The sequence below is a fragment of the Nocardiopsis sp. NPDC101807 genome, from assembly GCF_044766605.1.
GTDB classification, from domain to species: domain Bacteria; phylum Actinomycetota; class Actinomycetes; order Streptosporangiales; family Streptosporangiaceae; genus Nocardiopsis; species Nocardiopsis tropica.
Genome location: NZ_JBIWMK010000001.1, coordinates 88,276 through 100,785, shown reverse-complemented (window position 1 = coordinate 100,785; position 12,510 = coordinate 88,276). Strand labels below are relative to the sequence as shown.

Annotated in this window: 10 protein-coding genes; all 10 read left to right on the top strand. The window is 75.4% G+C overall.

Annotated elements, in window-relative coordinates; all coding sequences use genetic code 11:
• The first annotated feature begins 571 nt into the window (after positions 1-571).
• The gene (locus tag ACIRPH_RS00445; RefSeq protein ID WP_402907522.1) at positions 572-1,012 is read left to right on the top strand and encodes a nitroreductase family deazaflavin-dependent oxidoreductase; all 441 of its coding nucleotides are present in this window, start codon (positions 572-574) and stop codon (positions 1,010-1,012) included.
• A 271-nt stretch (positions 1,013-1,283) separates the two neighbouring features.
• Entirely contained in the window at positions 1,284-2,339 is a 1,056-nt protein-coding gene (locus ACIRPH_RS00440) for a LacI family DNA-binding transcriptional regulator (RefSeq protein WP_402907520.1), read from the top strand.
• Complete coding sequence (locus tag ACIRPH_RS00435; protein WP_402907517.1) at positions 2,336-3,298, top strand: carbohydrate ABC transporter permease; 963 nt, start codon at positions 2,336-2,338, stop codon at positions 3,296-3,298. The genes ACIRPH_RS00440 and ACIRPH_RS00435 overlap by 4 nt, the downstream gene beginning before the upstream one ends.
• A 3-nt stretch (positions 3,299-3,301) precedes the next feature.
• Positions 3,302-4,129 carry a carbohydrate ABC transporter permease gene (locus ACIRPH_RS00430; RefSeq protein ID WP_402907514.1) on the top strand — a complete coding sequence of 276 codons (828 nt, stop codon included), beginning with the start codon at positions 3,302-3,304 and terminating at the stop codon, positions 4,127-4,129.
• A 47-nt stretch (positions 4,130-4,176) separates the two neighbouring features.
• A complete protein-coding gene (locus ACIRPH_RS00425; RefSeq protein ID WP_402907512.1) occupies positions 4,177-5,448 on the top strand; it encodes an ABC transporter substrate-binding protein in 1,272 nt (423 codons plus the stop codon).
• 130 nt (positions 5,449-5,578) lie between these two features.
• The gene (locus tag ACIRPH_RS00420) at positions 5,579-6,769 is read left to right on the top strand and encodes an ADP-ribosylglycohydrolase family protein (RefSeq protein ID WP_402907509.1); all 1,191 of its coding nucleotides are present in this window, start codon (positions 5,579-5,581) and stop codon (positions 6,767-6,769) included.
• On the top strand, positions 6,766-8,133 hold the full coding sequence (locus tag ACIRPH_RS00415) for an ADP-ribosylglycohydrolase family protein (RefSeq protein WP_402907506.1): 1,368 nt from the start codon (positions 6,766-6,768) through the stop codon (positions 8,131-8,133). The genes ACIRPH_RS00420 and ACIRPH_RS00415 overlap by 4 nt, the downstream gene beginning before the upstream one ends.
• Entirely contained in the window at positions 8,130-10,244 is a 2,115-nt protein-coding gene (locus ACIRPH_RS00410; RefSeq protein ID WP_402907503.1) for an SUMF1/EgtB/PvdO family nonheme iron enzyme, read from the top strand. The genes ACIRPH_RS00415 and ACIRPH_RS00410 overlap by 4 nt, the downstream gene beginning before the upstream one ends.
• Positions 10,241-11,449: a CaiB/BaiF CoA transferase family protein gene (locus ACIRPH_RS00405; RefSeq protein WP_402907500.1), complete on the top strand. Its 1,209-nt coding sequence runs from the start codon at positions 10,241-10,243 to the stop codon at positions 11,447-11,449. The genes ACIRPH_RS00410 and ACIRPH_RS00405 overlap by 4 nt, the downstream gene beginning before the upstream one ends.
• A complete protein-coding gene (locus ACIRPH_RS00400; RefSeq protein ID WP_402907497.1) occupies positions 11,446-12,318 on the top strand; it encodes an HpcH/HpaI aldolase/citrate lyase family protein in 873 nt (290 codons plus the stop codon). The genes ACIRPH_RS00405 and ACIRPH_RS00400 overlap by 4 nt, the downstream gene beginning before the upstream one ends.
• Positions 12,319-12,510: the final 192 nt, after the last annotated feature.

Sequence of the window (12,510 nt, the reverse complement as noted above, 5' to 3'; positions counted from 1 at the left end):
CGCCCCGGCCGGAGCGGGTGGCCCGGTCCCGTCCGGCGGTGCGCGGGCCGGGAAGGGCGCGGGGCCGCGGCGCCGCCGGACGGCGCAGGTCCTCGGACCCCGCGGTCGACCCCGCGCCGGGCGTTCCCGGATCCTCGTCCGACAGCGGCATCCGTCTCGTCTGCCCCGTCAGCTCCGTGGGCCCCGGTCCCTCCAGCTCTGTGGACCCCGCCCGCCCCGTCTGCTCTGCCCGTCCCACCCGCCTTGTCCGGCCCGCCCGCTCCGCCTGCCTCTCCAGCTCCGTGGGCCTTACCCGTCCCACCCGCCCACTCCGCCCGCCTCTCCAGCTCCGTGGGCCCCCGGCTCCTCGGCCCCCGCGCCCGGCCGCGTCGCCCGCTCCCGCGCGGGGCCGCCGTGGCACCATGTGGGTGCTCCGCCGGGGCCTCACGGCCCCCGCCCCGCCGAGGGGGCGGCGCGGCGCCCGCGGCCGGGTCGCACCCGTGCGCCACGGGCGCCGCGCGGGCCGGGGCGCCGACCGTCCGGGGCGGACGGGCCGCCCGCCCGCCCCGGGCACGCCCAGAGGGAGAAGGCCGTGGAAGGCGAATACGAACCGAGCCCGTCCGCGTGGGTCCGCGAGCAGGTCGCCCTGTACGAGCGCAGCGGCGGGACCGAGGGCAACACCCTGGGGGACACCGGCCTGCCGGTCGTCATCGTGACGATGCGGGGGAGGAAGACCGGGAAGATCCGCAAGATCGCCCTCATGCGCGTGGAGCACGAGGGGCGCTACGCGCTCGTGGGCTCCCAGGGCGGGGCCCCGGAGGACCCCATGTGGGTGGGCAACCTGCGCGCGAACCCCGACGCCGTCACCCTGCAGGACGGCCCCGCCCCCTTCGCGGCCCGTGTGCGCGAGGTCGGGGGAGCGGAGCGCGAGGAGTGGTGGGAGCGGGCCGTCGCGGCCTTCCCCGACTACGCGGACTACCAGCGCAAGACCGACCGCCTCATCCCCGTCTTCGTGGTCGACCGGGCCGCATGACCGCATGACCGAATGACCGGCCGAGGGGCTGGAGGCCGGTTGGCCGACACGCCCCTCGGCCGAGGGGTCCGCGGGCCGTGCGCATCCGGGAACGGGGCGCACGGCCCTTCCCGTCCCCGGCGACCAGGGATGAGGGAGTTGAACCTGTTGACAGGGTGAACTGGGTCACGGTAGTTTCCCGGAAACGTTTCCAGGAGATGTCCGGCAGATTGCGCCATGTTTCTGGAAACGTTTCCAAGTCCTTCCGGAGCACAGCGTGACTGGAGCCGCGATGACGTCATCACGCGCCACCCTGATCCAGGTGGCGGAACGCGCCGGGGTCTCGCTGGCCTCGACCTCCCGCGCGCTGCACGGGAGCGGGGCCAGCCAGGCGATGGTCGAGCGCGTACGCGCCGCGGCGGCCGAGCTCGGCTACAGCCCCGACGTCACCGGCCGCTCCCTGCGGCTGAGGAAGACCTTCCAGATCGCGTTCGCCGTCGCCGACATCGGCAACCCCGTCTACGTCGAGATGATGACCGCCATCCACGAGGTCCTGGCCCCGCACGGCTACCGCGTCGTGGTCATGACCACGGGCGACACCCCCGCCTCGACCACGGAGCTCGTGCGCAGCCTGGGCAGCGGCTTCGTCGACGGGATGGTCCTCAGCCCGCTGCGCACCGACGGCGAGCTGGTGCGGGCCATCCGTCGGGCGCCGGTCCCGGTCGTGGTCATCGGGCGCTCCCTCGGGGACCAGGGCATCGACTCCGTGTCCACGGACTCCGCGGGCGGGATCGGCCAGGCCGTCCGGCACCTGCTGGAGACCGGACGCCGCAGGATCGGCTTCCTCAACGGCCCCCCCGACACGACCCCGGGCGAGGCGCGCAGGCGCGGGTTCGACGCCGCCACCTCCGACCCCGGGTTCACCGCCGAGCGCGTGGAGGTCGCCCTCGCCGAGGACTTCACCGTCGCGGCCGGTGTGACCGCCGCCCGCCGGCTCCTCGCCGGCGCCCCCGGCGGCGCCCGCCTCGACGCGGTCGTCGCCGCCAACGACCTCCTCGCCATCGGCGCCATCCGCGCCGCCCGCGAACTCGGCCTGTCCGTGCCCGAGGACGTCGCGGTGACGGGCATGGACGACACCGAGCTGGGCCGCGTCTTCCAGCCCAGCCTCACGAGCGTCTCGCTCGGCTCGGACGAGCGCGGGCGCGCCGCCGCCCGGATCATGCTGCGGCTCGTCGACGGGGACGCCGGAGAGCCGCGCACGACCTCGGTCGGACCCCGGCTGGTCGTGCGGGAGTCCACGGTCCCGCCGCGGGCCCGCGCGTCCGCGCCCGGTGGGGACGTCCGATGACGGTGCCCTCCTCCCCGCGGGGCACGTCCCCGCCCCGCCCCGCGCGCGGGGCCCGGCCCCGGCCGGGCGGCGCGGCCCGCGCACGGCGCCGCGAGGCGGCCGCCCTGGTCATGCCCTCCCTGCTGCCCATCCTCGTGCTCAGCGTGGCGCCCCTGGTCATGGGCATCGCGCTGGCGTTCACCGACGCGCGCCTGGTGCGCCGCCCCGACTACGAGTTCGTCGGCGTCGACAACTTCGTGCGCCTCCTCGACAACGGCTACTTCTGGGAGTCGTTCCGTATCGGCATGGTCTGGGCCGTCTCCGTGACCCTGCTCCAGCTCGTCGCCGCGATGGGGCTGGCGCTCCTGCTCGACGCCGGGCTCAGGTTCCAGGGCCTCACGCGCGTCCTCGCCCTCATCCCGTGGGCGATGCCCCCGGTCGTCGTGGCGATCATGTGGCAGATGATCTACTCGCCCAACGCGGGGCCGCTCAACGCCGCCCTGGGCGCCCTGGGCCTGCCCGACGACGTCAACTGGCTCGCCGACTTCTCGACCGCGCTGCCCGCCGTCGTCGTGGTCGGCGTCTGGGTGGGCATGCCGCAGACCACCGTGACCCTCCTCGCCGGACTGCAGCAGATCCCGTCCGAGCTGCACGAGGCGGCGGCCATGGACGGGGCGGGCGCCTGGCGCAGGTTCACCGGCGTCACCCTGCCGGGCCTGCGGCCGATCGTCGCCTCGATCACGTCGCTGAACTTCATCTGGAACTTCAACTCGTTCTCGCTGGTGTACGTCCTCACCGAGGGCGGCCCGGGCGGGCGCACCATGCTCCCGATGCTGTTCACGTACCTGGAGGCGTTCAAGAACCGCAACATCGGCTACGCCGCGGCCATGGGCATGGTGCTCGTCATCGTCGTCGTGCTGCTCCTGGCGTTCTACCTGCGTTCCCAGTTCCGCGACGACCGCGAAGGCAAGGTGGGCTGACCCGTGCGCTCCCTCGTCCGTCCCGCCCAGTACGCGGCCCTCGCGTTCTACGTCCTCTTCCTGGGCTTCCCGCTGCTGTGGCTGGTCTCGGCCTCGCTCAAGTCCTCGGGCGAGCTCAACTCGCTCACCGTGAGCCTGCTGCCGCAGGAGTGGCACTGGGAGAACTACGCGCAGGCGCTGGCCCGCCAGGGCCTGGTCCGGTCCGCGTGGAACAGCGTGTTCGTCGCCCTGGTGTCGACGGCGCTCGTCGTCCTCATCGCGCTGCCCGCGTCCTACGTCCTGGCCAGGCTCAAGGGGAGGGTCCGCACGGCGGGCGTCGGCTGGATCCTCGTGAGCCAGGTCTTCCCGGTCATCCTCGTCATCCTGCCGCTCTTCCTCGTCCTGCGGACCGTCGGGCTCACCGACAGCCTCGTCGGCCTCACCCTCGTCCACACGACCTACACGCTGCCCTTCGCCCTGTGGATGCTCCAGGGCTACGTGTCCGGCATCCCCGTCGACCTGGAGGAGGCGGGGGCCATGGACGGCGCGGACCGCCTCACCGTGCTGCGCCTGATCATCCTCCCGCTCCTGGCCCCGGGCGTCGTCGCCACGGCCATGTTCAGCTTCGTCTCCTCGTGGAACGAGTTCTTCTTCGCCCTCGTGCTGCTCCAGTCGCCCGAGAACTACACCCTGCCCATCACCCTCAAGATGTTCATCGGCGGCGAGGGCAAGGTCGCGCTCGGTCCGCTGGCCGCGGGATCGGTGCTCGCCGCGATCCCGAGCATCGTCTTCTTCTCGATCATGCAGAAGAAGCTCACCGGCGGGCTCATGGCCGGAGCGGTGAAGGGATGACCCGCGCGACCGGCGCCCTCCGGCACCCCCTGACGAAAGGTAGACCCATGCAGACACGCGCCGTGTCCGCCGCCGCGGGACTCTCCGCCGCCGCGCTGCTCCTCACCGCCTGCGGCTCCGGCGAGGGGGACGGCGGCCCCGTCACCCTGGAGTTCCAGTCCCTCTCGGACCAGCCCGCCGCCATCGAGGCGACGGAGAGCATCGTCGCGGCCTGGAACGAGGCCAACCCCGACACGCAGGTCGAGATCGTCCCCGCCGGCTGGGACGGCGTCTACGACAAGCTCATCACCCAGTTCAACGGCGGAGCCGCGCCCGACATCGTCCACTACGAGGCCGCCGGCGTCGTCCCCTTCGCCGTCGACGGCTACCTCGCCGACCTCTCGGACCACATGTCCGAGGCGGCGCGCGGCGACATCCCCCCGGGTGTCCTCGACTCCGTGACGGTCGACGGCCAGGTCATCGCGTACCCGACCGAGATGCAGTCCTACGTGGTCTTCGCCAACCGGGGCATGCTGGAGGACGCGGGCGTCGACGTCCCGACCGGCGAGACCATGACCTGGGAGGACCTGCGCGAGATCGCGCTCGCCGCGACCACCCCCGACGCCCACGGGCTCGGCTGGGGCCTGTCGAGTCCCACGGCCGTGTTCATGGCCATGGCCCCCGCCTTCGGGGGGACCTACTTCGAGGGCTCCGGCCCCGACGCCGCCCTGACGATCGGGGAGGGGGAGATGGCCCTGCCCGAACTCGTCGACGCCATGGCCCACGAGGACCGGTCGATCCTGCCGGTCACGCTCACCCAGTCGGGCACGGAGGCGCTCCCGTCCTTCTACGCGGGCGACGTCGCCATGACGGTCCAGGGCTCCTTCCAGGCCGCCAACATCGCCGCCGACGCGCCCGAGGACCTCGACTGGGTCGTCCTCCCGCCGCTGGAGGGGCCCGCGGGCCCCTGGCAGGCCGCGAACCCGCAGACGCTCTCGGTGAACATCGACTCCGAGCACGTCGAGGAGTCCGCCGCGTTCATCGAGTTCTTCACCTCCACCGACAACCTCGCGGCGCTCAACGAGGCCGACTCGCTCATCCCGGCGACGACCTCCGCCAGGGAGGTCATGGGCTCCTCCCTGGAGGGCGAGAACGGCTGGGACGCCATCCTGGCCTCGGGCGAGTACCTGGAGTCCTCCCCGTACCTGTTCGTCGACGCCTACGCGCAGTGGAAGGACACGGTCGCGACCCCCGCCTACCAGCGCTTCCTCGCCCAGGAGATCGACGCGGACGGCCTCGCCGCCGAGCTGGAGAACGGCTGGGAGGAGATCACGCGGTAGGGACCCGGACCGGCCGGGGGCGCCGCGCCCCCGGACCGGGGAGCCCCGGGCGCGGCCCGGGGCGGACGAGTGGGCGGGTCCGCGACGGCGGGCCCGGAGCGCAGACGAACAACGACAGGGGAGTGGGCCCGTGACCTGGCTGGACGACCGAGCGGTGGCCGTGATCACCGGTGCCGCGGTGGGAGACGCCCTGGGAGGCGCCACCGAGGGGTGGACGCCCGAGCAGATCGAGGAGCGCCACGGCGGGCGGGTGACCGGCATCGTCGGGCCGTGGTACCCGGACTGGCGCAACGCCCGCCCGATCGCGCCGTACCACAAGGGCGACGGGCACGTCACCGACGACACCCTCATGACGCGCGCCCTGGTGGAGGTCTACGCCAAGCGGCGGACACACCTGGACGCCTACGCCGTGGCCGAGGACCTCGTCCCGCTCATGATCGGCGAACCGCGCTGGGTCCCCGAGCTGGAGTCGACCGCGCTCCTGCTCCAGCGGGTGTTCCTCGCGGAGAAGTGGATGGTCGCGCGGCTCCACTACGGCCACGTCGACCCCCGCGAGGCGGGCGTCGGCAACGTCGTCAACTGCGGCGCGGCGATGTACGTCGCGCCCGTCGGCCTGGCCAACCCGGGCGACCCCCGGGGCGCCTACGCGGAGGCGATCGACCTCACCGGCGCGCACCAGTCCAGCTACGGGCGCGAGGCCGCCGGGGTCTTCGCGGCCGTGGTCGCGGCCTCCGTCGCGCCCGGGGCCTCCCTCGACGACGTCGTCGCCGCGGCGCTCGACGTCGCCCACGACGGCACCGCCGCCGCGCTGCGCGCCGTCGTCGAGGCCCTCGACGGCTGGGACGCACCGCCCCGCACCGACGAGGAGGAGCGCGCCCTGGCACGGCTCGTTCGCGAGACGGTCGCGCCGTTCGACTCGGTGGGCCCGGCCTACCGGCAGATGTCGATGGACGCGCGCCGCCCCTCCCGGACCAAGGCCATCGAGGAGCTGCCCGCGGCACTGGGCCTCGTCCTCGGGCACCGGGGCGACTACCGGGGCGCGGTGCTCGGCGCCGTCAACTACGGCCGCGACGCCGACTCCATCGCCGTCATGGCGGGCGCCGTCTGCGCCGGCCTCGGGGGGACGGCCGCCGTCCCCGCCGACTGGCTCGACGCGGTCGAGGAGGCGAGCCGCATGGACATCCGCGAGACCGGCCGCCTCATGGCCTCCGCCGCCGCCGACATCCTGCGCGCCGACCGGGAGCGGGCCGCCGCCCGCCTGCGGGACATCGACGCGATCGACCGCGCGCCGGCCGCCGTCCCGGGGGGTGGGGCGGCGTGAGGCTCACCTGGGCGCAGCCGGAGGACCTGCTCGCGCACGAACTCGTCCAGTCCGCCGCCGAGGGGCGCGACGTCGCAGCGGTCCGGGACCGGTGGGCCGGGGCCGGGGGAGACCCCGTCCCCGCGGTGAGCGGCGCCGGACCCGTGCCCGCCTCCCCGGCGCAGCGGCGGCTCGCACGCGCGCTGCTCGACGAACTGGCCGCGCTGCCCGCCCCCGCCGCGCCCGGCGAACCCGACGACTGGGCCGGCATCGAGGCCGTTCTGCCCCCGGCGCCCCGGCCGTCCGCCCCCGGCGGCGACCTCCGCGAGCGGATGCGCGGCGCCTGGACCGGCCGCGCCGCGGGATGCCTGCTCGGCAAACCCGTCGAGAAGATCCCGCGCGAGGGCATCGAGGAGATCCTGCGCTCCACGGGGCGCTGGCCGCTCGACCGCTGGTTCACGGCCGCCGGGCTCCCCGACGACGTCGCCGCCCGCTGGCCGTGGAACCGCCGCAGCGCGCCGACGTCCCTGGAGGAGAACATCGACGGGATGCCGGAGGACGACGACCTCAACTACCCCATCCTCGCCCTGGCCCTCCTCGAACGGCACGGGCGCGGGTTCACGACCGAGGACGTCGCCCAGCTCTGGCTCGACAACCTCCCGGCGGGCCGCGTCTTCACGGCCGAGCGCGCCGCCTACCGCAACATCCTCGACGCGCGCCCCGTCCCGGAGACGGCCACCCACCGCAACCCGTTCCGCGAGTGGATCGGCGCGCTCATCCGCGCCGACGTCCTCGGGTGGACCAGCCCCGGCGACGTGCGCGGGGCCGCCCGGCTCGCCTGGAAGGACGCCAGGCTCAGCCACACCCGCAACGGCGTCTACGGGGCCATGTGGGCGGCGGCGCTGGCGTCGGCGGCGATGGTCCACGACACGGTCGACGAGGTCCTGGACGCCGCGGACGCGGTCGTCCCGCCCGACAGCCGCCTCGCCGCGGCCGTCCGGCTGGGGCGCGACGCCGCCGGTGAGGGGGACGTGCGCGCCGGGCTCGACCGGCTCCACGACGCCTACGGCGACCTGCACTGGGTGCACGTCCTCAACAACGCGGCCGTGATCGCGTACGCCCTCGCCCGCGGCGCGGGGAAGTTCGGCCCGAGCGTCTCGCACGCGGTGACGGCCGGGTGGGACACCGACTCGGCCGCGGCCACCGTCGGCGGCGTGGTGGGCGCGCTCCGGGGCGCCCGGGGCATCGGCGCGCGGTGGTCCGACCCGCTCGACGGCCGCATCACGACCTCGCTCCCCGGCGGCGAGCAGCGGATCGACGACCTCGCCGCCCGGACGGCCGCCCTCGCGGCGTCCCCCGCCACGACCGAGAGGAGCACGCCGTGACCTCCCTGTTCGACCCGCTCGTCCCCCGACCGATCGACCTGCCCACCGAGGTGCCGCTCGACGGCGACCCCTCCGCGGACCGGCTCCGGGCCCTCGACGAGGCCAAGGTCTTCGCGGCCCCCGCCGACCCCGCCGACCGCCCCGCCTGGCGGGAGCGCCTGCACGCCTGGCGCGAGGACGCCCGGGCCCGCCACGGCTACCGGGGCGCCGTGTACGGGCACCCCGGGGCGGCGTGGGCCGCCCGCTGCCGCACCGTCGCGCAGGTGTGGCTGTGGGACGAGCTGCTGTACTCGTTCGACGAGCACCGCTTCACCCCCGAGCGCTTCCTGGCCGACGCCCGCGAGCGGTTCGGCGGACTCGACGCCGTCGTCCTCTGGCACGCCTACCCGGTGATCGGCCTGGACGACCGCAACCAGTGGGACCACTACCGGGACGTGCCCGGCCTGGCCGGCCCCGGGGGCCTCGTGGAGGCGCTCCACCGCGCCGGACTGCACGTGTTCGTCGACTACAACCCCTGGGACGTCGGCACCCGCCGGGGCGCCGACGACGTCACCGAGCTCGCGTCGCTCGTCGCCGACCTGGACGCGGACGGCGTCTTCCTCGACACCCTGAAGAAGGCCGACCCCGACCTGGTCGCGCGCCTGGACGCGGCCCGGCCCGGCGTGGTCCTGGAGGGCGAGTCGAAGCTGGCCGTCGAGCGGATCGAGGACCACGCCACCTCGTGGGCGCAGTTCTTCGCCGACTCGCCCGTGCCCGGCGTGCTCAGGGCGCACTGGTACGAGCGGCGCCACATGCAGCACCACGTGCGCCGCTGGCACCGCGACCACTCCGAGGAGCTCCAGTCGGCCTGGCTCAACGGGGTCGGCGTCATGGTGTGGGAGGTCGTGTTCGGGGTCTGGGTCGGCTGGTCACCGCGCGACGCGGCCACCGTGCGCCGCATGACGGCCGTCCAGCGCGCCGCGGACGACCTCCTCCTCGACGGCGAGTGGACGCCCCTGGCGGAGCTGGCCCCCGAGGCGGAGGCCGCCGGCGTGTACGCCTCCCGGTGGGAGCTGGACGGCCTGACCCTGTGGACGCTCGTCAACCGCGGCGAGGCCGACCACACGGGCCCGGTGCTCCCGCACGGGGACGGGGCCCGGACCCCCGGCGGCACGCTCGTCGACCTCACGGGCGGCGGACGGGCGGAGGCCGGACACGCGACCGTGCCCGGGCGCGGTGTCGCCGCGCTCCTGCGCGTCGCGGACGGCGCCCCCGAGCCGGAGTGGCTGCCCGGCCTGCTCGACCTGCTCGCCGCCGCGCCCCACGACCCCGACGCGCGGTTCCGGCACCGCCTCGCCGCTCGGCTGCGCCCCGAGGCCCCCGGGACCGGCGCGGCGGGCACCCCCGCGACGGGCGGCCCGGGGCCGGACGCGGCCGTGGTGCCCGCGGGGCCCTACGTCCTCACCGTCCGCTACCGCGCACGGGAGACGGGCATGTACCAGGGCGCCCCCTACGTGGACGAGTGGAAGCCGCTCCCGCCGCGCCTGCACGACGCGCGCACCCTCCAGAGGGACGGGACGCTGGCCGCGCCCGTCGCGGTCGCCGCGAGCGAGGCCACCAACGCCGAGTTCGCCGCGTTCCTCGACGCCACCGGCTACGAGCCCGCCTTCCCCCACCGCTTCCTCGCGCACTGGGAGGACGGGCGCCCCGCCCCGGGGACGGAGGACGCGCCGGTGTCGTTCGTGGACCTGGACGACGCGCGGGCGTACTGCGCCTGGCGCGGCGGACGGCTGCCCACGGAGGACGAGTGGCAGCTCGCCGGCGAGGCCGGCGGCCTGCGCCGCGGCGCCCCGGCCGTCTGGAACTGGACCGAGAGCGAGCACAGCGACGGCCGCACCCGGTTCGTCATGCTCAAGGGCGGCGCGGACTACGCCGCCGAGGGGTCCGAGTGGTACGTCGAGGGCGGACGCCACGCACCCGACCGCAGCGTCAAGCTGCTGCTGCCCGGCCTGGGCCTGGCGCGCGGCGCCACCGTCGGCTTCCGCTGCGCGTGGGACCTGCCGGACACGGACCTTCCCGGAACGGCGCCCCCCGCCTCGGCGCCGGAGCGCACCGGGGAGGCGGTCGCGTGACCGTCTCGCGCGACCCCTCCTCGGGCGCACTTGCCGGCCTGCGCGTCGTGGACGCCTCCACGCTCTTCGCCGGCCCCATGGCCGCCATGCACCTGGGCGACATGGGCGCCGACGTCGTCAAGGTCGAGCACCCCGCCCGCCCCGACCCCTCGCGCACGCACGGCGCCGCCAAGGACGGCGTCAACCTGTGGTGGAAGACGCTGGGGCGCAACAAGCGCACCGTCACCGCCGACCTCGGGACCGAGGGCGGGCGGGAGGTGTTCCTCGCGCTCGCCGCGGAGTCCGACGTCGTCGTCGAGAACTTCCGCCCCGGCACCCTGGAGCGCTGGGGGCTGGGCTACGACCAGCTCAGCGCCCGCAACCCCGGGCTCGTGCTCGCGCGCGTCACCGGGTTCGGCCAGATCGGCCCGTACCGGACGAGACCCGGATTCGGCACGCTCGCCGAGGCGATGAGCGGGTTCGCCGCGATGACGGGCGAGCCCGACGGGCCTCCCACGCTCCCGCCGTTCGGGCTGGCCGACGGCGTCGCCTCGCTCGCCACGGCGTTCGCCGTCATGGTGGCGCTGTCCGCACGTGGGAGGACCGGGCGCGGACAGGTCGTCGACACGGCGATCATCGAGCCGATCCTGGCCGTGCTCGGACCCCAGATCACCCGCTGGGACCAGCTGGGCACGGTCCAACCGCGCACCGGGAACCGCTCCTCCAACAACGCGCCCCGCAACACCTACCGGACCGGGGACGGGCACTGGGTGGCCGTCTCCACCTCCGCCCAGTCGATCGCCGAGCGCGTCGTACGGCTCGTCGGCCGCCCCGACCTGGTCGACGAGCCCTGGTTCGCGCGCGGCGCCGACCGGGCCCGCCACGCCGACGAGCTCGACGAGGCGGTCGGCGGGTGGATCGCCCGCCGGACGCGCGACGAGGTCGTCGCCGCGTTCGAGGAGGCCCAGGCGGCGGTCGCCCCGGTCTACGACGCGTCCGACATCGTCGCCGACCCCCAGTTCCGGGAACTGGGGACGGTCCACGAGGTCGAGGACCCCGAACTCGGGCCGATGCTCATGCAGGGACCGCTGTTCCGGCTGTCGGACCACGACGGCGTCGTGCGCTTCACCGGCCGCCCCCACGGCGCGGACACCGACGAGGTCCTCGGCGAACTCGGGTTCACGCCCGCGAGGATCGCCGAGCTGCGGGAGCGGGGGCAGGTGTGAGCGGCGCGGCGCGCGACCCGGACGCGGCGCCTCCCCTCACGCTCCTCTACGCGCCCGCCGACCGGCCGGACCGGGTGGCCAAGGCGCTCGGATCCGCCGCGGACGTGGTGCTGGTCGACCTGGAGGACGCCGTCGCCCCCTCCGGCAAGGACGGGGCGCGGCGCAACGCCGTGCGGCTGCTCGCCTCCGCGACCCGACCCGTCCAGGTCCGGGTCAACCACCGCTCCACGCCGTGGCACGACGCCGACGTCGCCGCGCTCGCCGGGCTGCCCGCCGGCGTCGGGGCCCGCGTGCCCAAGGCCGAGTCGGCCGACGGGGTGCGGGCGCTCGCCGACGCCCTGCCCGGCCGCGCCCTGCACCTGCTCGTGGAGTCCGCGCTCGGGGTCGAGCGCGCCTTCGACCTCGCCTCGGCCTCGCCCGCGGTGGCGTCGATCGGCCTCGGCGAGGCGGACCTGCGCTCGGACCTGCGGGTGGACGGCGAGGAGGGGCTGGCCTGGGCGCGCGCCCGCGTCGTCAACGCGGCCAGGGCGGCCGGGCTGCCCCCGCCCGCGATGTCGGCGTACACGCGGGTGCGCGACCCCGAGGGCCTCGCCGCCTCCTGCCGCGCCGGGCGCGCGCTCGGCTTCTGCGGCCGCACCGCGATCCACCCGGCCCAGCTCGACACGATCCGGGCCGCGTTCCTGCCCTCACCGGAGGAGGTGGAGCGGGCGCGCACGGTCCTGGACCGCGTCGCCGGGGTCGCCGACGCGGGGACGGGGGTGGTCGTCCTGGCCGACGGGACCTTCCTGGACGCCGCCATGGTCGAGCGTGCGCGCGCGGTGCTGGCCCTGGCGGGTCGGGAGGGCGCGCCGCACGAGCCGGTGCGCTGACGCCCCCGGCCGGACACGCTGTCCTCCCCGGCTCGCTCCTGCGGCGGGTGGCGGGGACCGTCCTCCGCGGAGCCAGAGGACCGGCATGCGTCTCACGTGCTCACCGAGTGTCCCTCATCGTTGCCCGGGTTCGGCCTCGAATTCGGCCCGCGTAGAAGTCCGATGGTGCGATCCTGGCTGTAGAAGCCGATC

What these genes read in the sequence shown, in the direction of transcription:
- ACIRPH_RS00440 (WP_402907520.1), top strand. Translation starts at nt 1,284, where the DNA reads ATGACGTCATCACGCGCCACCCTGATCCAGGTGGCGGAACGCGCCGGG.
- ACIRPH_RS00425 (WP_402907512.1), top strand. Translation starts at nt 4,177, where the DNA reads ATGCAGACACGCGCCGTGTCCGCCGCCGCGGGACTCTCCGCCGCCGCG.
- ACIRPH_RS00435 (WP_402907517.1), top strand. Translation starts at nt 2,336, where the DNA reads ATGACGGTGCCCTCCTCCCCGCGGGGCACGTCCCCGCCCCGCCCCGCG.